23 protein-coding genes are annotated in these 25,280 nt (G+C 65.6%); 17 read left to right on the top strand and 6 right to left on the bottom strand.

Annotation, left to right across the window (positions count from 1 at the left end):
• The first annotated feature begins 71 nt into the window (after window positions 1–71).
• Window positions 72–851: a 2-keto-4-pentenoate hydratase gene (locus ACNJYB_RS25730; RefSeq protein WP_439369257.1), complete on the top strand. Its 780-nt coding sequence runs from the start codon at window positions 72–74 to the stop codon at window positions 849–851.
• A gap of 262 nt (window positions 852–1,113) precedes the next feature.
• Here the strand turns inward: ACNJYB_RS25730 and flgH are convergent, their stop codons facing one another.
• From flgH to flgF, 4 genes are read right to left on the bottom strand one after another with little or no spacing between them, the layout of a single operon-like run.
• On the bottom strand, window positions 1,114–1,875 hold the full coding sequence (gene flgH / locus ACNJYB_RS25725) for a flagellar basal body L-ring protein FlgH (RefSeq protein ID WP_439369256.1): 762 nt from the start codon (window positions 1,873–1,875) through the stop codon (window positions 1,114–1,116).
• A gap of 3 nt (window positions 1,876–1,878) precedes the next feature.
• Window positions 1,879–3,018 (bottom strand): flagellar basal body P-ring formation chaperone FlgA, encoded by a 1,140-nt coding sequence (flgA, locus tag ACNJYB_RS25720; protein WP_439369255.1) that lies wholly within the window; start codon window positions 3,016–3,018, stop codon window positions 1,879–1,881.
• 10 nt (window positions 3,019–3,028) lie between these two features.
• The gene (flgG, locus tag ACNJYB_RS25715; protein ID WP_439369253.1) at window positions 3,029–3,817 is read right to left on the bottom strand and encodes a flagellar basal-body rod protein FlgG; all 789 of its coding nucleotides are present in this window, start codon (window positions 3,815–3,817) and stop codon (window positions 3,029–3,031) included.
• 16 nt (window positions 3,818–3,833) lie between these two features.
• Window positions 3,834–4,595 (bottom strand): flagellar basal-body rod protein FlgF, encoded by a 762-nt coding sequence (gene flgF / locus ACNJYB_RS25710; RefSeq protein ID WP_439369251.1) that lies wholly within the window; start codon window positions 4,593–4,595, stop codon window positions 3,834–3,836.
• A 385-nt stretch (window positions 4,596–4,980) separates the two neighbouring features.
• Here flgF and fliL point away from each other — a divergent pair, with 385 nt between their 5' ends.
• From fliL to ACNJYB_RS25680, 6 genes are all read left to right on the top strand, one after another.
• Window positions 4,981–5,481 (top strand): flagellar basal body-associated protein FliL, encoded by a 501-nt coding sequence (gene fliL, locus ACNJYB_RS25705; RefSeq protein WP_211408776.1) that lies wholly within the window; start codon window positions 4,981–4,983, stop codon window positions 5,479–5,481.
• A 30-nt stretch (window positions 5,482–5,511) separates the two neighbouring features.
• Window positions 5,512–6,714 carry a flagellar motor switch protein FliM gene (gene fliM, locus ACNJYB_RS25700; protein WP_027560322.1) on the top strand — a complete coding sequence of 401 codons (1,203 nt, stop codon included), beginning with the start codon at window positions 5,512–5,514 and terminating at the stop codon, window positions 6,712–6,714.
• Window positions 6,711–7,157: a DUF6468 domain-containing protein gene (locus ACNJYB_RS25695; RefSeq protein WP_439369250.1), complete on the top strand. Its 447-nt coding sequence runs from the start codon at window positions 6,711–6,713 to the stop codon at window positions 7,155–7,157. The genes fliM and ACNJYB_RS25695 overlap by 4 nt, the downstream gene beginning before the upstream one ends.
• A 9-nt stretch (window positions 7,158–7,166) precedes the next feature.
• Window positions 7,167–7,928 carry a MotE family protein gene (locus tag ACNJYB_RS25690; RefSeq protein ID WP_439369248.1) on the top strand — a complete coding sequence of 254 codons (762 nt, stop codon included), beginning with the start codon at window positions 7,167–7,169 and terminating at the stop codon, window positions 7,926–7,928.
• A gap of 102 nt (window positions 7,929–8,030) precedes the next feature.
• On the top strand, window positions 8,031–11,735 hold the full coding sequence (locus ACNJYB_RS25685; protein ID WP_439369247.1) for a tetratricopeptide repeat protein: 3,705 nt from the start codon (window positions 8,031–8,033) through the stop codon (window positions 11,733–11,735).
• A gap of 81 nt (window positions 11,736–11,816) precedes the next feature.
• Window positions 11,817–12,053 (top strand): hypothetical protein, encoded by a 237-nt coding sequence (locus ACNJYB_RS25680; protein ID WP_439369246.1) that lies wholly within the window; start codon window positions 11,817–11,819, stop codon window positions 12,051–12,053.
• 1,770 nt (window positions 12,054–13,823) lie between these two features.
• Here the strand turns inward: ACNJYB_RS25680 and fliP are convergent.
• Together fliP and ACNJYB_RS25670 are read right to left on the bottom strand one after the other, a co-directional pair.
• Window positions 13,824–14,576 (bottom strand): flagellar type III secretion system pore protein FliP, encoded by a 753-nt coding sequence (gene fliP / locus ACNJYB_RS25675; protein WP_439369245.1) that lies wholly within the window; start codon window positions 14,574–14,576, stop codon window positions 13,824–13,826.
• A complete protein-coding gene (locus tag ACNJYB_RS25670; RefSeq protein ID WP_439369244.1) occupies window positions 14,573–15,547 on the bottom strand; it encodes a flagellar biosynthetic protein FliO in 975 nt (324 codons plus the stop codon). The genes fliP and ACNJYB_RS25670 overlap by 4 nt, the downstream gene beginning before the upstream one ends.
• A 346-nt stretch (window positions 15,548–15,893) precedes the next feature.
• Between ACNJYB_RS25670 and flgB the strand changes: the two genes are divergently transcribed.
• The 10 genes from flgB (at window position 15,894) to ACNJYB_RS25620 (ending at window position 25,221) form a co-directional block, all read left to right on the top strand.
• A complete protein-coding gene (flgB, locus tag ACNJYB_RS25665; protein WP_439369243.1) occupies window positions 15,894–16,298 on the top strand; it encodes a flagellar basal body rod protein FlgB in 405 nt (134 codons plus the stop codon).
• 15 nt (window positions 16,299–16,313) lie between these two features.
• Complete coding sequence (gene flgC, locus ACNJYB_RS25660) at window positions 16,314–16,739, top strand: flagellar basal body rod protein FlgC (RefSeq protein WP_439369242.1); 426 nt, start codon at window positions 16,314–16,316, stop codon at window positions 16,737–16,739.
• A 16-nt stretch (window positions 16,740–16,755) separates the two neighbouring features.
• Entirely contained in the window at window positions 16,756–17,064 is a 309-nt protein-coding gene (gene fliE / locus ACNJYB_RS25655; RefSeq protein WP_008142413.1) for a flagellar hook-basal body complex protein FliE, read from the top strand.
• Between the two features lie 169 nt (window positions 17,065–17,233).
• Window positions 17,234–17,497 carry a flagellar biosynthesis protein FliQ gene (gene fliQ, locus ACNJYB_RS25650; RefSeq protein WP_028180904.1) on the top strand — a complete coding sequence of 88 codons (264 nt, stop codon included), beginning with the start codon at window positions 17,234–17,236 and terminating at the stop codon, window positions 17,495–17,497.
• 17 nt (window positions 17,498–17,514) lie between these two features.
• A complete protein-coding gene (fliR, locus tag ACNJYB_RS25645; RefSeq protein ID WP_439369241.1) occupies window positions 17,515–18,285 on the top strand; it encodes a flagellar biosynthetic protein FliR in 771 nt (256 codons plus the stop codon).
• 7 nt (window positions 18,286–18,292) lie between these two features.
• Window positions 18,293–19,372 carry a flagellar biosynthesis protein FlhB gene (flhB, locus tag ACNJYB_RS25640; protein WP_439369240.1) on the top strand — a complete coding sequence of 360 codons (1,080 nt, stop codon included), beginning with the start codon at window positions 18,293–18,295 and terminating at the stop codon, window positions 19,370–19,372.
• Window positions 19,373–19,526: 154 nt separating this feature from the next.
• The gene (gene cckA / locus ACNJYB_RS25635) at window positions 19,527–22,115 is read left to right on the top strand and encodes a cell cycle histidine kinase CckA (protein ID WP_439369238.1); all 2,589 of its coding nucleotides are present in this window, start codon (window positions 19,527–19,529) and stop codon (window positions 22,113–22,115) included.
• 328 nt (window positions 22,116–22,443) lie between these two features.
• Window positions 22,444–23,457: a Tim44 domain-containing protein gene (locus ACNJYB_RS25630; protein ID WP_439369236.1), complete on the top strand. Its 1,014-nt coding sequence runs from the start codon at window positions 22,444–22,446 to the stop codon at window positions 23,455–23,457.
• Window positions 23,458–23,602: 145 nt separating this feature from the next.
• Window positions 23,603–24,283, top strand: coding sequence for a lectin (locus ACNJYB_RS25625; RefSeq protein WP_439369235.1), 681 nt, complete (start codon window positions 23,603–23,605; stop codon window positions 24,281–24,283).
• A 230-nt stretch (window positions 24,284–24,513) separates the two neighbouring features.
• A complete protein-coding gene (locus ACNJYB_RS25620; RefSeq protein ID WP_439369234.1) occupies window positions 24,514–25,221 on the top strand; it encodes a glutathione S-transferase in 708 nt (235 codons plus the stop codon).
• The last annotated feature ends 59 nt before the right edge of the window (window positions 25,222–25,280 follow it).

Raw genomic sequence — 25,280 nt, 5'->3', positions numbered from 1 at the left:
CGCGCTTGTCAGGCCGGGGCGGGGATGCTGAAGTGCCGTCCTGGATTTGCATAGCGCGGGAGGCGGCGCCGATGGACAAGATTCTCGAAGCCGCAAAGGCGATCGCGCTGGCGCGCCGCAACCATGCGCCGCTTGCGGCCCTCGAGGTTCCGCCGGCCGACGAGGCCGAGGGCTACCAGGTCCAGCGCGCGTTGCACGATCTGCTGCTGCCCTATGTCGGGCCGCTCGTCGGCTACAAGATCGGCTGCACCAGCCAGGTGATGCAGGACTATATCGGCATTCCGCACCCGTGCGGGGGCGGCGTGTTCCAGAAGGGCATCCACGACAGCGGTGCGAAGCTCCAGGCCTCCAAATATGTCCGGGTCGGCGTCGAATGCGAGATCGCGGTGCGGCTCAAGCGCGACCTCGCCGCCGGCGAGGCGCCGTTCACGGCGGAATGGGTCGGCGAGGCGGTCGAGTCCTACCATCCTGCGATCGAGATCGTCGACGACCGCTACGTGAAGTGGGAGACGATTGGCGCGCCGACGCTGATCGCCGACGACTTCTTCGCCGCTGGCTGCGTGCTGGGTCCCTCGGTGCCGCGGTCGTCGGTGCCGGACCTGAAAGCGGTCAAGGGCCGCGCCATCGTCAACGGCGAGGAGGTCAGTAGCGGCACGGGCGCCGACGTGCTCGGCCATCCCCACAACGCACTCGCCTGGCTCGCCAATCACCTCGCCGCAGAAGGCAAGGGGCTGCATGCGGGACAGCTGGTTCTCACCGGGAGCCTGGTGAAGACGCTGTGGCTGAAGGCCGGCGACAAGGTGCGGATGGAGCTGGACGGGCTCGGTGTGGTGGAGGCGGAGTTCAAGTGAGCTCTCGCCACCGTCATTGCGAGGAGCTCTTGCGACGAAGCAATCTCGAGTCGTTCCGCGGAGGGATTCTGGATTGCTTCGCTGCGTTCGCAATGACGGAATGCAGGGCGCCGGTATCGCTACGATTGCGCGGGCCCGGCTCGCGGTGCGCATCTACGACAAAACACGTGCGGCCCTCGCCAGGGGAGCTAGCGAGGGCCGCGTAGTACACCGTCGTTCGCGCCTAGGTTCGCGAACACGATGTGGGAGCTCTTGAAGAAGCTTAGAAGGGCAGCAGCACATCCATGACTTGCTGGCCGTAGCGCGGCTGCTGCACGTCCATGATCTGGCCGCGGCCGCCATAGGCGATACGGGCCTGCGCGATCTTGGTGGAATCGATGGTGTTATCGCTCTGGATGTCCTCGGGGCGGACGATGCCGGCCACGATCAGTTCGCGGATTTCGTAGTTGACGCGGATCTCCTGCTTGCCTTCGACCACGAGGTTGCCGTTCGGCAGCACCTGGGTGACGACTGCGGCGACGTTGGTCTGCAGGGCTTCAGTGCGGTTGACCGAGCCCTTGCCGTCGCTGGCGGCGGTGGAGTCGGCGGTGAGGATGCGGCCGGGCAGAATCTTGTGCGGTTGCGTGATGGTCTGCGCGCCGATGAAATCGGTAATGCCCGAATTTTCCGAGTTGGTCCGGCTGCGCTGGGTCTCGTTGGCGATGTTGGCCTTGTCGGTGATGTTCACGGTCACGGTGAGGAGATCGCCGATCTGGTGGGCGCGCTGGTCCTTGAAGAAAGCGCGACTGCCGTTACGCCACAGCGAGTTCGGATTGTAGGAGGCGACTTCCGGCTTCGGCATCGGCATCTGCACCGGCTTGTAGCCGGGCTGCGTCGTCGGATTGTCGATCGCGGACAATTTCGGTTGCTCGCCGATCTGCGACAGGCGATCGATCGAGGAGCAGCCGCCCAGCGCGCAAGAGGCCAGCAGCAGGGCAGAGATCGCGATGCGACGAAGACGGGAAGCCGAACTGAACGAGGACATGACTTACTCTGACTTGGCTGGAGCTTGCGAGACGCGGGCTTGCGGGATCTGGGCTTGTGCGATTTGGGCCGGCGACGCGGGGGCCTGGACCAGGCTGCGGACGAGGGCTGCAGTGTCGACGGGCGCGGGCGCTTCATCGCGCTTGAGCGAGGAGGTTTGCTCGACGGCCGGCGCCATCGGCGCGGACTGGCTGGCGCCCTGCACGGTGACCTGGCCGCGGCCGGTGACGACCCCGGTCAGCGTGCGCTTGGATTGCAGGTTGAGCACGGAAACGGTGTCGCCCTCGGCGCCGCTCTCGATCGCCTTGCCGCGCGTGGTGAGGTAGAGGCCGGGCACCTGGTAGATGATGGTGACGCTCTGGTCGCGCTGCACGAAGTCGGGCTTGACGATGTCGGCGACGCGGATCGGCGTGCCCGCCCGCATCGGCCGGCGCAGCTGCATGCCGATGGTGCGATCGCGCGAGGCGGCCTCGCCGGCGACCTCGGCCTTCGGCCGGCGCTCCAGCGAGATGTCCGAGGCTTTCAGCATGTCGGAGCGGTCGATGTCGCGCGTCAGCACGGCAACTTCCACGGTCTCGATCGCGGTGCCGGTGAAGCGCAGCCTGGTCGGCGTCGGGTTGTTGTCGTTGTTGATCTCGAATGCGATGTCGAAACGGCCGCTGCGCCCATCGTAGCGGGTGGCGACCGGCTGCAGCGCGCCGGTATTGGAGGCGTCCAGCCGCATGTCGGAGACGCCGCGGTCGAAGGTGACGGTGATGTTGGCGGCATCGCCAAGGCCGAAGCGGCGCTCGAGCGCGAAGGCCACCGCGTTTTCGAGTTCCCTGCTGGCGAGCGTGCGGGCGAGGCGGGTGACCTGGACTTCCCTGATGTCGCCGGTCATCACGCCGATCACCTGCTTGGCGCGCAGCACGCCCAGGATTTGGGCGACCGGCAACGCACCGGTGGTGCCGAGATCGGGCGAGCGGTAGACCGGGATCAGCGCGGCCGAGCCGGCATTGTCGATGAGGTCGCCGACCCGTACCACGTCCGAGGTCACGGTGACGTTCGCGCGCAGCGTCGGCGCGGCGATGCCGTCGTCGGCGGCCTGTGCCGGCAGGGCCAGCAACAGGAGCGCGGAGATCGTGGCGAATGTGGTCCGGCTCATCGTCATCACCTCAGCGGAACAGCGCCGTAGTCGATTGCATCATCTGGTCGGCGGCGCTGATGACCTTGGCGTTCATCTCGTAGGCGCGCTGGGCCGCGATCAGGTCGCTCATCTCCGAGACGACGTCCACATTGGCCTGCTCCAGGCTGCCTTGCGTGACCTTGCCGTAGCCTTCGGTGTTGGCGGTGCCGTCCTGCGGCGGGCCCGAGGACGGCGTCTCGGTGAACTGGTTGCTGCCGACCGGCTGCAGGCCGGCCTTGTTGATGAAGCGGGTCACGTTGATCGTGCCGATGATCGAGGAGGTCGACGAGCCCGGCAACGTGACCGAGACCTGGCCCTGCTCGTTCACGGTGATGCCCGAGGCGTTTTGCGGGATGGTGATGGTCGGCTGCACCGGGTTGCCCTGGGCGGTGACGACGCGACCCTGGTTGTCCATCTGGAAGGTGCCGTCGCGGGTGTACTGGAAGGTGCCGTCGGGCATCAGGATCTTGAAGAAGCCTTCGCCCGAGATCGCGAGGTCGAGGTCGTTGCCGGTCTGCGACAGCGTGCCCTGCGTCATGCTGCGCGGTGTGCCGACGGTCTTGACGCCGCCGCCGATGTCGACGCCGACAGGCAGGATGGTGCCCTGATCCGAGGCCTGCGCGCCGACGCGGCGCACGTGTTCGTAGATCAGGTCCTGGAACGCCGCGGTCTGCTTCTTGAAGCCCGTGGTGCGGAGGTTCGCGATGTTGTTGGAGATGACCTGGACGTTGAGTTCCTGGGCCGCCATTCCGGTCGCAGCGGTGTGGAGCGCTTGCATGTCAGTGATCCCCTAATCAGGCCGGAACGTCGGCGAGCTTCTCGATCGCCGATTTGTGGAGGTCGCTCTGCTGCTGCAGCAGATTGGCGATGGCGGTGTAGCTGCGCATGACTTCGACCATGCGGGTCATCTCGCCGACCGAGTTCACGTTCGACTTCTCGATGTAGCCTTGCTGCACGGTCGACTTGGTGTCGGCCTGCTGGTTCGCCGACCCCGCACTGTAGAGGTTGGTGCCGAGCTTGGTCAGCTTGGCCGGATCGTCGAAGGAGACCATGCGGATCTTGCCGCGGATCGAGTCAGTCTTGGCGGTGCCCTCGAGCACGGTGACGGTGCCATCGGGGGCGACGTTGATGTCGTGATCGGTCGGCTGGAAGGTGATCGGGCCGCCGGTGCCGAGCACGAGGTTGCCGTCGGAGGTGACGAGCTGGCCGGTGCTGTTGAGCGTGAACTTGCCGTCGCGGGTGTAGCGCTCGGCCCCGTTGGCCTGCACGGCGAAAAAGGCATTGCCGGTGATCGCCATGTCGAGCGGGTTGTTGGTCGGCTCCATTGGACCCTGGCCGACGTCGCGGAAGGTGCCGCGGTCCTGCACGTAGGAGACCCGGCGGTCGGAGCCGATGAAATTGTCCTCGCGCGCGTTCGAGTTGAGATACTCCTCGAACAGCGAATGGTCGGCCTTGAAGCCGTTGGTGTTGGCATTGGCGACGTTGTTGGCGATGACATCCATCTGCCGCTCCAACGTCATCTGCCGTGACAAGCCGATCAGAAGCGCGTTCTGCATCGGAAGATCTCCCCTGAGTGAGATCCGCCACCTCGCTCTCCCAAGCGCCTTGGCCGACCCCGTGAACGAGACTGCTGGGTTCTCCCAAACCCCTGCGGTCCCGGCCCTCTACCAGCGAAAGCCGTGCCAACCTGAAAATGTATGTAACTTCAGTTATTTGATGATTTTTCGAGGGTGCCGGAAGGCGGCAGGAAGGTTCTGTTAGCCATGTTTGCCCGGCAGATTTTTCCTAGCTGGGGCCCAATCGAAAGAAACCGTTAACCATTATTACCGTAGCGTTTGCGGGCAAGAGGAGCGCATTGCGCTGGGACATTCGTATCGCGTCAACGTCTGCCAGGGGGCTTCGCTCTTTCGATTCCTTAAGAGATGAGCGAGCCCGGCGACCATGGCAGAGAATGAAGCGGAAGGCGGCGCAGCCGCCGAGGGCGCCGAAGCCGCTCCCCCGAAGAACAAGCTCAAGCTCATCATCATGGCCGTCGGACTGCTCGCCGTCCTCGGCGGCGGTGCGGCGACCTGGTTCTTCTTCTTCCGTCACGGCGACGACGAGCACCATGCCGAGGTGGCCCCGCCGCCGAAGCCGCCCGCCTTCGTCGACGTGCCCGACATCATGGTCAACCTCGCCGGCGCGCCGGGCGAGCGCGTGCAATATCTGAAGCTGAAGATCGTGCTGGAGCTGAAGGAAGAGAAGCAGATCGAGGCGATCAAGCCGACCATGCCGCGTGTCACCGACATCTTCCAGACCTATGTCCGCGAGTTGCGCTCCTCCGACCTCAACGGCTCCGCCGGCATCTTCCGCCTCAAGGAGGAGCTGACCAAGCGCGTCAACGCGGCGGTCGCGCCGATCCAGGTCAGCGCGGTGCTGTTCAAGGAAGTCGTGATCCAGTGATGATGCTGCGGAAGGTAACGGGCTAGCGTCATGGCCGGCAACGAGCAAATGGACCAGGATGCGATTGCCGCCCAATGGGAGGCGTCGCTCGATTCCGAGGATCCCGCAGAGGCCGCGAAGGCCGCTGCCGAAAACGAATTGTCGGAGACCATGGCCCTGCAATGGGCGGCCATGGTCGAGGACGGCAGCCGCGATCTCGGCACCGGCAAGAATTCCGGCGAGCGGGTGCTGTCGCAGGAGGAGATCGACAACCTCCTCGGCTTCACCGTCGGCGACGTCACGCTCGACGACCACAGCGGCATCCGCGCGATCATCGATTCGGCGATGGTCTCCTACGAGCGTCTGCCGATGCTCGAAATCGTCTTCGACCGCCTCGTGCGGCTGTTGACGACGTCCTTGCGCAACTTCACCTCAGATAACGTCGAAGTCTCGCTTGACCGCATCACCTCGGTGCGCTTCGGCGACTACATGAACTCGATCCCGCTGCCCGCCGTGCTCTCGGTGTTCAAGGCCGAGGAGTGGGAAAACTTCGGCATGGCGACGGTCGATTCCAACCTGATCTACTCGATGATCGACGTGCTGCTCGGCGGCCGCCGCGGCACCAGCCAGCTCCGGATCGAGGGCCGGCCCTACACCACGATCGAGACCGAGTTGGTGAAGCGCCTGGTCGAGGTGGTGCTGGCCGATGCCGAGCAGGCGTTCCGGCCGCTGTCGCCCGTGACCTTCACGATCGACCGGCTGGAGACCAATCCGCGCTTCGCCGCGATCAGCCGTCCCGCCAACGCCGCGATCCTGGTGCGCCTGCGCATCGACATGGAAGACCGCGGCGGCAACATCGAGCTGCTGCTGCCTTATGCGACCATCGAACCGATCCGGGGCGTCCTGCTCCAGATGTTCATGGGCGAAAAGTTCGGCCGCGACCCGATCTGGGAGGGCCATTTCGCCACCGAGATTGTGCAGGCCGAGATCGCCGTCGACGCCGTGCTCTACGAGGCCGACATTCCGCTCAAGCAGCTGATGCGCCTGAAGGTCGGCGACACGCTGCCGCTCGACATGCGCGCCGACGCCAACGTGACCGTGCGCTGCGGCGACGTCACGCTGACCGAGGGGCGCATGGGCCGGGTCGGCGACCGCGTCGCGATCCGCGTGACGAAACCCCTGCGCAAGCCAAGTACGACACTTGCGATGTTCGAGAAGGTGGACGAGCAGAACAAGATGATGGAGGCCCCATGAACCACTCCCTGGGAATGGCGATCGAGACGCTGGTGGCTATCTTGCTGATGCTCACGATCGGCTACTGTATCCTGCTGAACAAGCGCCTGACGCGGCTGAAGGCGGACGAGCATTCGCTGAAGGCGGTGATCGCCGAGCTGATTACCGCGACCGAGATCGCCGAGCGCGCGATAGGCGGGCTGAAGCTCGCCGTGCGCGACGTCAACGAGAACCTCGGCAGCCAGCTCGCGGCCGCGAGCCAGATGTCGGACCAGCTCTACAAGCAGCTCGGCGAAGCCGACAACGTGGTCCGGCGCCTGTCCAAGATCGCGATCGCGGCGCGGCCTGTGACCAATTCGGAAACGGTATCCGCGCCCGTAGCCAAGCCGTCGTCGGCGAAGGCGGTGGCGGCTGCAGCTGAAGCCTTCTCGGAGCGCCGGCGGTCCAACGGCCTTGCCGCATAAAGCCATGGTATGAAGTCCTTTCGTAACATCCGCGTCATTCCGGTCGTCCTGGTCGCCGTCGCAGGTCTCGCCACGCTCAAGGTCGTGGGCCTCGTGATCAATGGCGGCTATGTGTTCGACTACCAGCCGAAGCAGACCAAGAAGTCCTGGGCGCAGGAGAACTTGAACTTCCCGACGGGCCGCGAGGACCCCGACATCACCGGCTCGACCCATGGCGCGCCGAAGGAGGCCCCGAAGCCCGCCGCGCCCGAGACCAAGTCCGAAGGCACCGTGGTCAAGGCGGAGGAGGGCCAGCCGCAGGTCTCGGCCGCCGAGCGCGCGATCCTCGAGCGGCTGCAGGCGCGCCGCCAGGAGATCGAGGCCCGCCAGCGCGAGATCGACATCCGCGAGAGCCTGCTCAAATCCGCCGAGAAGCGCATCGAGAACAAGGTCGAGGAGATGAAGGCGGTGGAAACCCGCATCACCGCGACGCAGGCCGAGCAGAAGGCCGCCGAGGCCCAGCGCATGAAGGGCCTCGTCACCATGTATGAGGGCATGAAGCCGAAGGACGCCGCGCGGGTGTTCGACCGGCTGGAGATGGGCGTGCTGATCGAGATCGCCTCGGCGATCGCTCCGCGAAAGATGTCGGACATCCTCGGACTGATGTCGCCCGAGGCCGCCGAGCGGCTCACGGTCGAGATGGCCCGACGTGCCAATGGCGGCGGCGATCAATCCGCCTCGGCCGGCGACCTGCCCAAGATCGACGGCAAGCCGACGCAAAAGCCGAATTGAGGGCTCATACTTAAGAAGTCCTTAATTGGCAAAACCTACATTCGAGGGCATCGGCCGGCCTGAGCGCCGGCGTGGACCGCCGAACCGGAAGACATGCCGCAAATGGCGCGAGAGGCTGCCGCTGGATTTGTGTCGCGAGCCCGCGCGTTGGTGCGGGGATTGTCGCGTCACGCCCGCAAGGCGCCGATACTGGCAGCCTGCCTCCTGATCGGCCTCGCGGCGCCCGGCCGGGCGGCCGATGCCGTCAGGGGCGAGGCGAGCTTCTCGGCCGGCGGCGGCTTTGCCCGTCTCGTCATCAAGCTCGGCGAGGATGTTCCGTCCGAGGTGACCACGGCCGGCTCCATCCTCATCATCCGCTTCGATCGTCCGGTGGACGTCCCCGTCGACCGCGTTCCGGAAGGCGCCCCCGACTACGTCAACTCCGCCCGCCGCGACCCTGACGGCGGCGCCATCCGTCTGTCGCTCGCGCGACGCGTCACCGTCAACACCATGAATGCCGGCGAGCGTACGTTCATCGACCTCCTGCCGGAGGGCTGGAAGGGGCCGCCGCCGAGCCTGCCCATGGACGTGGTCAAAGAGCTCGCCGAGCGCGCGCGTCTCGCGGAACGGGCGCTGCGCGCCCAGCGCGCCGCGGCCGAGACCAAGAAGCGACCGCAGATCCGCGTCCGCGCCTCGGTGCAGCCGACCTTCGTGCGCTTCGTGTTCGAGATGCCTGACGGCGTCGGCGTGTCCTCCGTGCTCAACGAGCAGAAGCTCACGCTGATGTTCAACGCCAATCTCAATTTCGACCTGGCGGACGCCATCGTCGCCGCGCCGCCGAACGTCGCCTCGATCAAGCAGAAGGCCGATATCGACCAGACCAGCGTCGAGATCGCGTTGATCGGCGATTCCGACGTGCACTCCTTCCGCGACGACAAGAACTACGTTGTCGACATCTCCTTCCAGCCGGACAGGGGCAAGACGGCCATGACGCCGGAGGCAGCGATCGCGCAGGCCATGCCAGCGGGCCACGCGCCGGCGCCTGCGCCGGAAAAGCCGGCGGCCGAGAAGTCGAAGGAGGTTCGCCGCGAGATTACGCCGCCGACATCGGAGACGATCGCGCGCGAGGCCAAGATCGACGTGAGGCCGGAAGTGCCGGCCGCAATGCCGGTCGCCGACGCACCGAAGCCGACGCCCCCGGCTGAGGCTGCCCACGCGGGGGAAGCGCCCAAGGAAGTTCCGAAGCCCGCGCCTGTCGCCGAAGCTCCGGCCATGCCTGCAACCGTCGAGGCGCCCAAAGAGGTCGAGAAGGAAGCGGCGAAGGAGCCGGTCAAGGAAGTTGCCAAAGAAGCCTCGAAGGCCGAGGCGCCGGCGCCGCAGGCCGCTGTCGCCAGCGTCGATGCGCGCCGCGACAGCGATGGCCTGCGGGTGACGTTCCCGTTGCAGGTTTCGACCCCTGCGGCGGCGTTCCGTCGCGGCGATACCATCTGGCTGGTGTTCGATACGCCGAAGCCGATCGACCTCGAAGCGATCCGCACCAAGGGCGGCGCGATGATCGGCGAAGTCGGACGCCTGCCACTCGACAAGGGACAGGCGGTGCGCATCCGTCTCACCCGGCCGCTGGTCTACTCGCTGACGAGCGAGGAGGTCGGCAAGGAGACCAACTGGCTGCTGACGCTCGCCGACAAGATCCAGGCGACGCCGCTGCCGCTGATGATGTCGCGCAACATCACCGATCCCGCGCTCGCCAACATCGCAGTCCCCCTTGCCAATCCCGGCCAGCTGCACAAGCTGACCGACCCCGATGCCGGTGACACGCTCTACATCGTCACCGCACAACGGCCGGTGCGCGGCTTCATCAAGCGGCAGGACCTCGTCGATCTCTCGCTGCTGGAGTCCGCGCACGGCATCGCGATCCGGCCGAACTCCGACGAGATCGGCGTCGAGGTCGGGTCCGACAAGGTCATCCTCGGCAAGAAGGGCGGGCTGACGCTGTCGCCGGTCGACATCTCCGCCGAGCGCGCGCCGACCGCGGTGCGCCCGATCTTCAGCCCGGAAGGCTGGCGCAAGGGGCAGTCGGAGAATTTCTGGACGCGGCAGAGCGATCTGGTCATGGCGATCTCCGCGGTCGATCCGACGCAGCGCTCGCTGCCACGGCTCGACCTCGCGCAGTTCTACATGTCCCGCGCGATGTATCACGAAGCCAAGGCCGTGACCGAATTGATGCTGGCCGATCCGCTCAACAAGGAGGAGAGCGGCGCCCTTATCATGCACGCGATCGCGAGCATCCTGATCGGCCGGCCGGCCCAGGGCCTGAAGGACCTCGCCAATCCCGTCATCGGCAACAGCCATGATTCCCAGCTCTGGAAGGCGCTTGCTTATGCGCGCCAAGGCAAATGGGCGGACGCGCGCGAGAAGTTCAAGAACGTCGAATTCGCCATCGCCTCGCTGCCGCTGGACATCCAGCGCATCGTGACGATGGACGCGATGCGCGCTTCGCTCGAGGTGAAGGACTATGCCGGCGCCTCCAAGCGCCGCAGCGAGCTCGAGGTCGTCGGGGTCTCGCCCGAGGCGGCGCCCGGTTTTGCGGTGTTGCGCGGCCGGCTCGCCGAGGCGCTCGGCCACGACAAGGATGCGCTCGACGACTACAAGTTCGCGGTCGGCTCGAACGATCGTCTGGCTGCGGCCGAAGCCAAGCAGCTCGAGGTCGCGCTGCGCCAGAAGCGCGACGAGATCGGCAAGGAAGACGCGCTGCGCGAGCTCGAGACGCTGTCGATGACCTGGCGCGGCGATGGGATCGAGGTCAAGACGCTGCAGATGCTGTCGCAGCTGTATGCCGCGAACGGGCGCTACCGTGACGCGCTCACGGCGGCGCGCACCGCGACGAGGCTGCAGCCGAACGCCGAAGCCTCGCGCCAGGCGCAGGACCTCGCTTCCGAGCTGTTCACGCAGATCTTCCTGGGGCCCAAGGGCGACGACCTGCCTGTGGTCGAAGCGCTCGGCATGTTCTACGAGTTTCGCGAGCTGACGCCGATCGGCCGCCGCGGCGACGAGCTGATCCGGCGTCTCGCCGACCGTCTCGCCTCGATCGACCTGCTCGACCAGGCCGCCGAGCTCTTGCAGTACCAGGTCGACCACCGCCTCGAAGGCGCCGCCCGCGCCCAGGTCGCCGCGCGCCTGTCCATGATCTATCTCGCCAACCGCAGGCCCGACAAGGCGATCTCGGCGCTGCGCGCAAGCCGCATCAGCGATCTCTCCGGCGAGCTCAGGCAGCAGCGCCTGCTGCTGGAAGCGCGCGCGCAGAGCGATGTCGGCCGTCACGATCTCGCGCTCGACATAGTCTCCAACGTTTCCGGGCGCGAGGTGCTCCGCCTGCGCTCCGACATCTTCTGGGCGGCGCGGCGGTGGCGCGAGTCCGCCGAGCAGATCGAGCTCTACTATGGAGAGCGTTTTCGCGATTTCAAGCCGCTCAACGCGGTGGAGAAGAGCGACATCATCCGCGCCGCCGTCGGCTACGCGCTCGCCGACGACTCGATCGGTCTGTCGCGCTTCCGCGAGAAATACGCGCCGCTGATGAGCGAGAGCGCCGATCGTCTCGCCTTCGACATCGCGAGCAAGCCGGCTGCGGCCTCCAGCGCCGAATTCGCCGAGATCGCCAAGCTCGCCGCCAGCGTCGATACGCTCGACGGCTTCCTGCGCGAGATGAAGCAGCGCTTCCCCGACGCCACCGCCCGCGCACCGGCCTCGCCGCAGGCCAGGGACGAGAGCGACCATACCGGCTCGCTGCCGACGATCCCCGCCGTGCGGCAGATCAAGATGATGCGGTAGGAACCCTGCTACCACCAGACCTCTCGACAGCTGCCGCGCGAGACGGCAACCTGCACGTCTTCATGCCTGGAGAGGGACGAAATGAGCAAGCCTGCCAAGACCGAAGCCGAACTCATCGCCATGGCGCGGGCCGAATTGAAGGCCCATATCGATGGCCCGGACGGCTTCGCCATCTCCATCGTTCGCGACGGCGACAGCTGGGAGTTCCGCGCGGACGCCGATCAGGAGACGCGTGACCAGCCCGGCTTCCCCGAAAGCGTCGCCATGCTGGTCCAGATCGGCGACCATCTCAGCAAGCAGTATGACGTGAAGGGGTAGGGGTCCCGCGCGAGGCGCGGCCGGTAACGTTGCCAGATACTCCGTCATTGCGAGCGCAGCGAAGCAATCCAGAATCTTTCCGCAGAGGCACTCTGGATTGCTTCGTCGCAAGGGCTCCTCGCAATGACGAGGAGAGAGCGGGAGGTTATCGCTAGTTACGAGACGTGAAGGGGTAGGGGTCCCGCGCGAGGCGCGGCCGGTAACGTTGCCAGATACGCCGTCATTGCGAGCGCAGCGAAGCAATCCAGAATCTTTCCGCAGAGGCACTCTGGATTGCTTCGTCGCAAGGGCTCCTCGCAATGACGAGGAGAGAGGGAAGGCTATCGCTAGTTACGAGACGTGAAGGGGTAGGGGTCCCGCGCGAGGCGCGGCCGGTAACGTTGCCAGATACGCCGTCATTGCGAGCGCAGCGAAGCAATCCAGAATCTTTCCGCAGAGGCACTCTGGATTGCTTCGTCGCAAGGGCGCCTCGCAATGACGAGGAGAGAGCGGGAGGTTATCGCTAGTTACGAGACGTGAAGGGGTAGGGGTCCCGCGCGAGGCACGGCCGGTAACGTTGCCAGATACGCCGTCATTGCGAGCGCAGCGAAGCAATCCAGAATCTTTCCGCAGAGGCACTCTGGATTGCTTCGTCGCAAGGGCTCCTCGCAATGACGAGGAGAGAGGGGAGGCTATCGCTAGTTACGAGACGTGAAGGGGTAGGGGTCCCGCGCGAGGCAGGGCCGGTAACGTTGCCAGATACTCCGTCATTGCGAGCGCAGCGAAGCAATCCAGAATCTTTCCGCAGAGGCACTCTGGATTGCTTCGTCGCAAGGGCTCCTCGCAATGACGAGGAGAGAGGGGAGGTTATCGCTAGTTACGAGACGTGAAGGGGTAGGGGTCCCGCGCGAGGCAGGGCCGGTAACGTTGCCAGATACGCCGTCATTGCGAGCGCAGCGAAGCAATCCAGAATCTTTCCGCAGAGGCACTCTGGATTGCTTCGTCGCAAGGGCTCCTCGCAATGACGAGGAGAGAGGGGAGGCTATCGCTAGTTACGAGACGTGAAGGGGTAGGGTCCCGCGCGAGGCGCGGCCGGTAACGTTGCCAGATACTCCGTCATTGCGAGCGCAGCGAAGCAATCCAGAATCTTTCCGCAGAGGCACTCTGGATTGCTTCGTCGCAAGGGCTCCTCGCAATGACGAGGAGAGAGCGGGAGGTTATCGCTAGTTACGAGACGTGAAGGGGTAGGGGTCCCGCGCGAGGCACGGCCGGTAACGTTGCCAGATACTCCGTCATTGCGAGCGCAGCGAAGCAATCCAGAATCTTTCCGCAGAGGCACTCTGGATTGCTTCGTCGCAAGGGCTCCTCGCAATGACGAGGAGAGAGGGGAGGTTATCGCTAGTTACGAGACGTGAAGGGGTAGGGGTCCCGCGCGAGGCGCGGCCGGTAACGTTGCCAGATACTCCGTCATTGCGAGCGCAGCGAAGCAATCCAGAATCTTTCCGCAGAGGCACTCTGGATTGCTTCGTCGCAAGGGCTCCTCGCAATGACGAGGAGAGAGCGGGAGGTTATCGCTAGTTACGAGACGTGAAGGGGTAGGGGTCCCGCGCGAGGCACGGCCGGTAACGTTGCCAGATACTCCGTCATTGCGAGCGCAGCGAAGCAATCCAGAATCTTTCCGCAGAGGCACTCTGGATTGCTTCGTCGCAAGGGCTCCTCGCAATGACGAGGAGAGAGCGGGAGGCTATCGCTAGTTACGAGAGGATGGGGCGCTGACGACCCCCGCGGTCGCTACCCTCCGTAGCTCTGCACCAAACTCCCCGCCACCAGCGACCAGCCGTCGACCAGGACGAAGAAGATCAGCTTGAACGGCAGCGAGATCGTCGCCGGCGGCAGCATCATCATGCCCATCGACATCAGCACCGAGGCGACGACCAGGTCGATGATCAGGAAGGGCAGGAACAAGAGGAAGCCGATCTCGAAGGCGCGCTTCAGCTCTGAGATCATGAAGGCGGGGATGAGGATGCGCAGGCCGAGGTCGTCGGCGGTGGCGGGCGGCGGCTCGCCGGAGAGGTCCAGGAACAGCTTGAGGTCCTTCTCGCGCACGTTCTTCTGCATGAAGCCGCGCAGGGGGACGGAGGCGCGCTGGAGCGCGTCCTCGACACTGACCTGGTTGGCGACGAGCGGACGGATGCCCTCGTCGTAGGATTTTTGCAGCACCGGCCCCATCACGAAAAAGGTGAGGAACATTGCGAGCGCAATGATCACCGAGTTCGGCGGCGCGGTCGCCGTGCCCATCGCGGTGCGCAGCAGCGACAGCACGACCACGATGCGCGTGAACGACGTCATCATGATCAGGATCGAGGGCGCGATCGACAGCACCGTGAGCAGCGCGATCAGCTGGATCGCGCGCTCGGTGACGCCGCCGCCCTGGCCGCCGAGATTGATGCTGATGTCCTGCGCATGCGCGGGCATCGCGAGCGAAGCCGCACCGACCAGGACAGAAAGGAAAAGAACTCTACGCGGTAGGGCCGGCAGCCTCACGAAGACGGCTTCGGACGGCCGAGCAGCGAGGCCATCTCGTCTTCCAGATTTTCAAAGCTGGTCTTCTCCGCGGCAGGTTTTGCCGGCGGGGCCGGGGACGCCGGCGGCTCGCTGCGTGCAACGCGGGCCGGAGCGACCGGCGGTTCCGGTGCAACTGGAGGGGCGACCGGTTCGCCGGCCGGGCGGCGCAGGGCTGCCTCTAGCCGCTGCGCCATTTCAGCAAGATTCTGCTCGGCGCTCGATGGCGTAGCGGCGGCGGGCGCCGGCGGCGGAACCGACGGGGCCGGCGGCACCAGCGGAGGCGGCGGCGCGGCTGCGCGCTCGGCGCGCACCGGCGGTATCTTTGCCGGTTCGCTCTGGCGCGGCGGGCGCGGCATCAGCGGCGGCTCGCTGCGGGCAATGCGCGGCGGCAGCGCTTCGGGCCGCGGCTCGCGCTCGGGACGCGGCGTCATAGGCTCCGGCGGAAAGCCGGGCAGGGCCGGCTCGCCGCGGCGTTCAGCCAAGGCGGGCGCGGGCCGGCGCAGTTCGTCGGCGAAGGACGGCCGCGCGGGCCGCGGCGGCGGCTCAGGCATCTGCGGTTCGGGTTGATCGAGCAGTTCTGGCCGTGGCGCTTCGTCGGCCCAGGCGCCGGCGTCGGGCATGGGGGCGAGGCGCGGCGGTTCGGCGGCGTTGGGGCGCTGCGGGAGCTGGTCGCGGCCGGCCGCGGCGCGCACGATATTGGGCTCGACGACGATGTCGGTCGGGCCGCCGATCATCAGGAGATGCTCGACATTGTCGCGCCGGACCAGCACCAGGCGGCGCCGGCCATCGACCGCGGCGGCATCGATCACCGCGAGCCGGGGCATCCGGCCGCGCTGGGTGTTGGCACCGATCCGATTGCCGGCGAATCGGCGAACCAGCCATGCAGCGACGCCGATCAACGCCAGAACGACGATGAACGCGACGATGAAGGTGATAGGGCTGCCTTGCATACTTGTCCCCGACAAAATGGCGCTGTTCTCGCGCCCGCGGTCAGCTGCGCCAACCACCGGCGTGCGATGCCCCGAACTGCGATTTCTTAACGTTCCACGGCAAGTTTTGCCGTTCCCAGCTCTTAATAACCTATGAATCGCTCGATCCAAAACGACTTTTGGTCCGTGCGTGGGCCGCCAAGCGGTTGGTTAATGCCGCTTTTTGATGCGTAGAATCACGGGATCGTAAGGTCGTGCCCCGCCGGGGGACACGTCCCGGCGGCAGCCTTAACCACCTGTTAACCATACAGGCGGCAAATTCTGCCTAGCTTCGGACACAGGTCCGACGGCGGAAGGAGCCGCAACGATGTCCATCAACGACCTCCCGGTGCTGTCGGCGCTTCGCACCAAGATGCAGTGGCACCAGGAGCGCCAGCGCGTCCTGTCCGAGAACGTCTCCAACTCCGATACGCCCAAATTCCGGCCGCGCGACCTGGTCGAGCCGAAGCTCGACAAATCGGGCGCCGTGACGGGCTCGATGGGCCCGCTGAAGATGGCCGTCACCAGCGCTTCCCACATGACGCCCCCTGGCGGAGCCTCCGGATTCGACCAGAACAAGAATGTGGGTTTCGAAACACGCCCCGCGGGCAATTCCGTCAATCTCGAAGAGGAGATGATGAAGTCCGCCAGCAACCAGATGGACTACGCGGCGGTGACCTCGCTCTATTCCAAGAGCCTGCATCTGCTCAAGACCGCGATCGGCAAGGGTTAGAGCTGGAGGTAGATCATGGCGAATGACAGCAGCGACTTTGCCCGCTCGATGGCGATCGCGACCTCCGGCCTGCGCGCGCAGGCCGGACGCATGCGGGTGATCTCGGAAAACATCGCGAATGCGGATTCGACCTCGCAGACATCAGGCGGCGATCCCTACCGGCGCAAGGTTCCGACATTTTCCTCGGCGCTCGACCGCACGCTCGACGCGCAGGTCGTCACCCTCGGCAAGATCAAGCCCGACCAGTCCGCTTTCCGTGTCAGATACGAGCCGAACAATCCGGCTGCCGACGCGACCGGCAACGTCAAATATCCCAACGTGAACTCGGTGGTCGAGATGACCGACATGCGCGATGCGCAGCGGTCCTACGAGGCCAATCTCAACATCATCAGTGCGACGCGCCGGATGATCCAGCGCACGCTTGACATCCTCAAGAGCTGAACAGGACATTTAAACCATGGCATCACCGACAATCGCCGCCAACGCCTACGCCAACCTCGCCCGGGTGCTGGAGAACAGCGGTGCCGGCAAGGGAAGCGAAGCGAGCGGGCAATCCTTCGCCTCGCTGCTGAAAGACGCCGTCGGCAGCGTGATGGAATCCGGCCGCAAGTCCGACGCGCAGACGGTGGCGATGGCCGCCGGCAAGGCCAACGTGATGGACGTGGTGACGGCGGTGGCCGACACCGACGTTGCGGTGTCCACGCTGGTCTCGGTCCGCGACCGCGTGATCGCCGCGTATGAAGACATCATGAAGATGCCGATCTGATTTTTCGCGCTGGCGCTCGCCCCGATCGTCATTACGAGCGCAGCGAAGCAATCCAGAATTTCTCCGCGGCGGCAGCCTGGGTTGCTTCGCTTCGCTCGCAATGACGGGTAGGGAGCGTTCGTTCCTCGCCGGGGTGGCAGGGATGAAGGATGAACAAGGAATCTTGCAAATGACCGGACCCGAAACCCTCGACGTCGCGCGTGACGCGATCTGGACCATCGTGATCGTGTCCTCGCCGCTGATGGTGGTCGGGCTCGTCGTCGGCGTCATCGTGTCGCTGTTCCAGGCGCTGACGCAGATCCAGGAACAGACGCTGATCTACGTGCCGAAGATCCTGGCCATCTTTGCCACGATGCTATTGGCGCTGCCGTTCATGGCCGACTCGCTCCATGCCCACATGATGCGGATCTCGTCGCGAATCATCGGCGGCTGAGGCACAATGCGCGCACCATGCGCATCGACGTCTCGCTGCTGCCGGCGCTCGCCGCCTCCTTCATGCTCGCCTTCGCCCGGGTCGGCGCGATGGTGATGCTGCTGCCCGGCCTCGGCGAGACCAACATCCCGACGCGCATCAAGCTGTCGATCGCGCTGCTGCTGACGCTGATCATCCTGCCGCTGCATCGCAACGCCTACCACGTCGACATGGGGTCGCTGGCGCCGCTACTGGTGCTGATGCTGCATGAGATCGTGATCGGCATCGTGCTGGGCGCGACCGCCCGCGTGACGCTGTCGGCGCTCCAGGTCGCGGGCTCCGTGATCGCGCAGCAGATGGGACTCGGCTTCGTCACCTCGGTCGATCCGACGCAAGGACAGCAGGGTGTGCTGGTCGGCAACTTCCTGACCATGCTCGGGCTGACGCTGCTGTTCGCCACCGACAGCCATCACCTGGTGATCGCGGCGCTGAATGACAGCTATTCGATCTTCTCGCCGGGCGAGACCGTGTCGAGCGGCGACGTCGCCTCGCTGGCGACGCGCGCCTTCGCCGCCGCGTTCAGGCTTGGCTTGCAGCTCTCGGGGCCATTTTTGGTGTTCGGCCTCGTCTTCAATATCGGGCTAGGTGTGCTGGCGCGGCTGATGCCGCAGATGCAGGTCTATTTTGTCGGCGTGCCGCTGTCGATCTTCGCCGGCTTCCTGGTGCTGGCCGTGGTGCTCACCGCGATGATGGGCACGTATCTCGATTATTTCATCGGTGTCATGCACCAGATGATGCCGCTCAAGTGAGGGATCGATGGCGGAAGACAACGATCCAGAGAGTCAAACAGAAGACCCGACACAAAAGCGTCTCGACGACGCGCTCGAACGCGGCGACGTTGCCAAAAGCCAGGAGATCAACACCTGGTTCATGATCGCCGGCGGCACGCTGGTGGTCTCGACCTTCTCGGGCTCGGTCGGCAGCGGGCTGGTGACGCCGATGCGCAACCTGCTCGCCAATTCCTGGATGATCAAGACCGACGGCGGGAACCTGCTCAAGCTGATGCAGCAGATCGAAGTCGCCGTGCTCGCTGCGATCGGCGTGCCTCTCCTGATGCTGCTGCTGGCGGCGATCGCCGGCAACATGCTGCAGCACCGCCTGGTGTGGTCGGCCGAATCCCTCAAGCCTAAATTCAGCAAGATCTCTCCCGGCGCCGGCTTCAAGCGCATCTTCGGCAAGCAGGCCGCGGCGAACTTCCTCAAGGGCCTCGGCAAGCTGATCGGTCTCGGCGTGGTCATGACCATGATCCTGTGGCCGGAGCGGCATCGCATGGAGGCGATGGTCAGGCTCGATCCGGCCGCCATGCTCGGTGCCACGACCAGCATGACCGTCCACCTGCTCGGCGCGGTGGTTGCGGCGCTCGCGATCGTCGCCATCGCCGACTATTTCTTCCAGTACCGCAGTTGGTTCCAGCGCCAGAAGATGTCGCTCCAGGAGATCAAGGAAGAGTTCAAGCAGTCCGAAGGCGATCCGCACATCAAGGGCAAGATCAGGCAACTCCGGCAGCAGCGCGCCAAGAAGCGCATGATGGCGGCGGTTCCCAAGGCCTCGGTCATCATCACCAACCCGACCCACTATTCGGTGGCGTTGTCCTACGAGCGCGGCATGTCGGCGCCGATCTGCGTCGCCAAGGGCGTCGACAACCTCGCCTTCAAGATCCGGGAGATCGCACGCGAGCACGACATCCCGATCGTCGAGAACGTTCCGCTCGCCCGCGCGCTCTATGCCACCGTCGACATCGACCAGGAAATCCCGACCGAGCACTACCATGCGGTCGCCGAGGTCATCGGCTACGTCATGCGGCTGAAGCAGGGATTCCGCGCCGGGCGTGGCTAAAACCCCCGAAAAGTATCTGAAATGGCTGTAATCTGGGAATCAGCGTACCTTTCAACCCTGCTGCCCTTGCGCCTGCAGGTCCTGATGAGGCAGGGAAGGCCCTGCGCGCGCGGCAGCGCGTTGATTCTCTGCCAACAGGCTGCGCCAGCTCGAGATGACTGCTGAGACCGACCACGACCTCACACGCGAGCCCGTTGCGGCGCACGAGCCGTCGCCGCGCTCGGGCAGCATTGCGCTGGTGCTGCTGGTGGCCGCCGGCCTCGTCGCTGTCGCCGTCGGGCTGATGACGCTCGGGCGCGCGCAGGCGCAGCCCTATATCCTCGGCATCCTCGCCGTGCTGGCGATGGTCGGCCTGTTCAACCTGTTCGCCTTTGCCGCCGGCATCATCCGCTTCACCGACCGCAATCTCGACGATCCCATCATTGGCCGCATCTCCGATCACGCGTTCGACGGGCTCGCCGTGACCGATGCGCGCGGACACGTGGTCTATTCCAATGCGGCCTATCTGACGCTGACCGGCGCCAGCGGCCCGCAGGACGTGCGCCCCGTCGAGCGCGTCTTCATCGGCAACCCCGACGTCTCCGAAGCCGTGTTCCGCCTGCTCAAGGCCGCCCGCGAGGGCAAGCGCCAGCAGGAGGAGGTGCGTATCTCCGGCCATGACGGCAACCAGGGCCGGTGGCTGCGCATGCGCGTGCGCCCGCTCGGCACCGGCAAGCGCGAGGCGAAATACGCGGTGTGGTCGATCGCCGACATCACCCGCGACCGCGAGCGCCAGGAGGACGTGTTCCAGGAGCTCCAGCACGCCATCGAGTATCTCGATCACGCGCCTTGCGGCTTCTTCTCGGTCAATCCGGCCGGCGAACTCGCCTATGTCAACGCGACGCTGGCGAACTGGCTCGACTACGACCTGGCCGAGATCGGCTCGGGCGGCTTGAAGCTGACCGACATCGTCTCGGGCGACGGCGCCTCCCTGCTCACCGCGATCGTGGCGGTGCCGGGTGAAGTCAAAACTGAAGTCTTCGACATCGACCTGCGCATGCGGACCGGCAAGACCATGCCGGTGCGGCTCTATCACAAGCTCGCCTTCGGCGCCGACGGCGCGCCGGGGCCGTCGCGTACCCTGGTCATCAGCCGCGCCCGCGACGAGCGCAGCGATCCCGATCGGGCCGCCGAAGTGCGCTTCATGCGCTTCTTCGACCATACGCCGATGGCGATCGCGACCGTCGATCGCGCCGGCAACGTTGTGCGTGCCAATGCCCGCTATGCCAAGCTCGGCCAGGCGCTCGGGCTCGACAGTGCCTCCAAGTCGATCTTCCGCGCGGTCAATTCGCGCGATCGTCACCTGCTGATCGCGGCCATCAATCAGGCCGCCGAAGGCCAGGCCGACATCGCTCCGGTCGAGGTGGCGCTGGAAGGGACCAAGGAACGCTGGGGCCAGTTCTTCGTCACGCCGGTGGATGCGGCCGAGAACGAGGCGGAAGCCGCCATCGTGCACATGCTCGAGACCACCGAGCGGCGCGCCCTGGAGAACCAGATCAACCAGTCGCAGAAGATGGAGACGGTGGGCCAGCTCGCCGGCGGCATCGCGCACGACTTCAACAACGTGCTCTCCGCCATCATGATGGCGAACGACTTCCTGCTGAACGCGCACAAGCCGACCGATCCGTCGTTCCAGGACATCATGCAGATCAAGCAGAACGCGACCCGCGCGGCGACCCTGGTGCGGCAGCTGCTGGCGTTCTCGCGCCGGCAGACGCTGCGGCCGCAGGTGCTCGATCTCGGCGATGCCTTGAGCGATCTCACCATGCTGCTGCGCCGGCTCATCGGCGAGAAGGTCAAGCTCGACCTGATCCACGGCCGCGACCTCTGGCCGGTGAAGGTCGACGTCTCCCAGTTCGAGCAGGTGATCGTCAACCTCGCGGTCAACGCGCGCGACGCGATGCCCGACGGCGGCAAGCTGATCATCCGCACCGTCAACGTCACCACGGAAGACGCCGGCAAGCTCGCCTACAAGGGCATGCCGGCGGCGGACTATGTCCGGATCGAGGTCGCCGACACCGGCACCGGCATTCCCGCCGACATTCGCGACAAGATTTTTGAGCCGTTCTTCTCGACGAAAGAGGTGGGTAAAGGCACCGGTCTCGGGCTCTCCACGGTCTACGGCATCGTCAAGCAGACCGGCGGTTTCATCTACGTCGATTCCGAGCCGGGGCAGGGCACCTCGTTCCACATCTTCCTGCCGCGCCATCACGCCGAGCCGGATGTGCAGGTCGAGCAGCCCGCAGCCGCGGCCAGCGCGACCAGTGGCGCTGCGAAGGAAGCCGCGCCTGCCGCGCCGGCAGAGGCCAAGCCGCGCACCGATCTCACCGGGCAGGGCACGATCCTTCTCGTCGAGGACGAGGAGGGCCTGCGCGCCCTCAACGCCCGCGGCCTGCGCTCGCGCGGCTACACCGTGGTCGAGGCCGAGAACGGCGTCGAGGCCATGGAGGTGCTGGAGGAGCAGAGCGGCGCGATCGATCTCGTCGTTTCCGACGTCGTGATGCCGGAGATGGATGGCCCGACGCTGCTGAAGGCGATGCGGGAGAAGAACCCCGACATCAAGTTCATCTTCGTCTCCGGCTACGCCGAGGATGCTTTCGAGAAAAGCCTGCCCGAAGGCCAGCAGTTCGACTTCCTGCCAAAGCCGTTCACCCTCAGCCAGCTCGTGGCGGCGGTGAAGGAGACGATGACGAAGCAGGGGTGAGGGCGAGGGTCGGCACGCCGCGTCCTCCGTCGTTGCGAGCGAAGCGAAGCAATCCAGAAATGCATCCGCGGAGGGATTCTGGACTGCTTCGTCGCAAGGGCTCCTCGCAATGACGCGGGTGAGAGAGCTGCGCCTCCAATGACGAGGAACAAGCTGAAATCCCGCCCCAAGCCCACCGGTAACCGACCACGGTTCCCTCGGTGCACCCGGCCAAACCCCCGTCAAATATGGGCTTTTGCCCCATCCCCGCGACTGAGGGCCGCAGCCAGGGGGGTCCGAAACCGGCTTCACTTTTCGGGAAGTCTGCCCATCTTAGGGGCACGTCCCCATGCCGGGGATTTGGGAAACGCACATGACTTTCTCGCAACGATCCCGCTCTCTCTTCAAGACGATCGCCGTCGTGCTGGCGCTCGCGCTGCCGACTGCGCTGGCGATCTCGTCCGCCGACGCGCGCGTCGGTGGCGGCATGTCGTCGGGTTCGCGCGGCTCGCGCACCTATTCGGCGCCGCCCTCGACCACGACCGCGCCGGGCTCGACCTCGCAGTTCAACCGTACCTACACCCAGCCGGGTGCAGGCATGAACTCGGCCGCGACCGCGCCGGCGCGCGGCGGCCTGTTCGGCCGCGGCGGCGGCTTCCTCGGCGGCCTTGCGGCCGGCTTCCTCGGCGCGGGCCTGCTCGGCATGCTGTTCGGCGGCGGCCTGTTCGGCGGCCTCGGCGGCCTGTCGTCGATCCTCGGTCTGATCATCCAGATCGTGCTCGTGGTGTTCGTGGTGCGGCTGGCGATGTCCTGGTGGCAGCGCCGCCACTCGCCTCAGGCGGCCTATGCCAATGCTGACGCAGGCAGTGGCCAGGGACCGCAGACGAACTATCGCGGCGGCCTCGGTGGCGGGCTTGGCGGTGGCCTCGGCGGCTTCGGCTTCGGCGCCAACAACGCGCCGCTCGAGATCAAGCCGGGTGACTATGAGGCGTTCGAGCGTCTGCTCGGCGAGATCCAGACCGCCTGGTCGAACGAGGACGTGGCCAAGCTGCACACGCTCGCGACGCCGGAGATGGTCTCCTATTTCGAGCAGGATCTTGCCCAGAACCGCGCGCGCAACGTCGTCAACAAGGTCACCAACGTGAAGCTGCTGCAGGGCGACCTCGCGGAAGCCTGGCGCGAAGGCGAGACCGACTACGCCACGGTGGCGCTGCGTTTCGCGCTCACCGACAAGACGGTGGACCGCAACACCGGCGCGATCGTCGCCGGCAGCGAGCAGCCGGGCGAGGCCACCGAGGTCTGGACCTTCGCCCGTCGCCCGAACGGCGGCTGGGAATTGTCGGCGATCCAGCAGACCAACTGATCGCGGACGAGATGAGGAACCAGGGCGTCGTGCTTCGGCACGGCGCCCTTTTTCTTTGGGCGTCTCGCAGCGCGGCATCGGAATAAGCGGGTGCCCCTCGGGTTCAAGTCAGACGGCTGACGAAAAATACAACTGGGAGGACAAGATGATCCGTATCGAGAGATCCGTGACGATTTCAGGGCTCGTGCTCGCGCTGGCCTTGCTCGCGGCGCCATCCGCGTACGCACAGTCGGCTGACATGACGTTCTTCGTGACCTCCAGCGGCCCGGGCAAGGGCGCCGATCTCGGCGGCCTGGAGGGAGGCGACGCGCAGTGCCAGAAGCTGGCCCAGGCCGCCGGCGCCGGGGCCAAAAACTGGCGCGCTTATCTGTCGACGCAGGCCGCCGACGGCAAGCCGGCCGTCAACGCCCGCGACCGCATCGGCAAGGGACCCTGGCAGAACGCCAAGGGTGCGGTGATCGCAAAGGACGTTGCCGACCTGCACAGCGCGGCCAACAATCTCACCAAGCAGACCGCGCTCAGCGAGAAGGGCGAGGTCATCAACGGCGCTGGCGACACGCCGAACCGGCACGACATCCTCACGGGATCGCAGGCCGACGGCACCGCTTTTGCCGCGGGTGACGACAAAACCTGCAAGAACTGGACGTCGAGCACGCAAGGCGCGGCGGTCGTCGGCCACGCCGATCGTAAGGGCCTGCGCGATGACGAGCCGTCGAAGTCCTGGAATAGCTCTCACCCCTCGCGGGGCCCGGATGGCGGCTGCTCGCAGGCCGATTTGAAGAGCACCGGTGGCGACGGGCTGCTGTATTGTTTCGCGGCGAATTGAGGCCCTGAGCTCTCTCCACCCGTCATTGCGAGGAGCTCTTGCGACGAAGCCATCCAGACTGTCTTCGCAGAGGCATTTCTGGATTGCTTCCGCCTTCTCCAAGGCTTGCGGACGAGTCGCTACGCTCGCACTGACGGCGTATGTGGCGCGGACCTTCCGTCCAACCCTGACGGAACCTCCGGCTGCATGGTACATTGGTCCGGTTGCTCCCACGCTCACGGACCCCTCCGATGAAATACGAACTCTACTACTGGCCCGAGATCCAGGGCCGCGGCGAATATGTGCGGCTGGCGTTGGAGGAGGCGGGTGCGACTTACGTCGACGTCGCGCGCAGCGCGCGCGGGACGGCTGCGATGATGAAGATGATGGATGCGCAGAAGGGCACGCCGCCCTTTGCGCCGCCGTTCCTGAAAGCGGGCAAGCTCGTGATTGGCCAGACCGCGAACATCCTGCTCTATCTCGGCAGCCGCCACGGACTGGCACCGAAGACCGAAGCAGGCCGGCTCTGGGTGCATCAGCTCCAGCTGACGATTACCGACTTCGTGGTCGAGATCCACGACACTCATCATCCGCTCGGGCCGTCGCTGTACTACGAGGACCAGAAGGCGCCGGCGAAGAAGCGCACGGCCGATTTCTGGGACGAGCGCGTGCCGAAATATCTCGGCTATTTCGAGCAGCTGCTCGCCGGCAACGGCGGCGCTTACGTCATCGGCCGCCGGCTCACCTATGTCGACCTTTCGCTGTTCCAGATCGTCGCCGGGCTGCGCTACGCGTTTCCGAAACGCATGAAGGCATTCGAGAAAGATGTCCCCGGCCTCGTCGGCCTGCACGACCGCATTGCCGCGCGCCCGAACATCAAGGCCTATCTCGACAGCCCGCGCCGTATCGCCTTCAACGAGCAGGGGATCTTTCGCCGCTATCGCGAGCTCGACAGCTAGAGCGTTTTCGATCGAAGTGATGGAAAGCCCGATCGACCGGATCGGGCGATTCATCTCGG

Origin of the sequence: Bradyrhizobium sp. SMVTL-02 (genome assembly GCF_051853005.1) — a bacterium.
Classification (GTDB): domain Bacteria; phylum Pseudomonadota; class Alphaproteobacteria; order Rhizobiales; family Xanthobacteraceae; genus Bradyrhizobium.
This window is presented reverse-complemented; position numbering and strand designations above follow the sequence as displayed.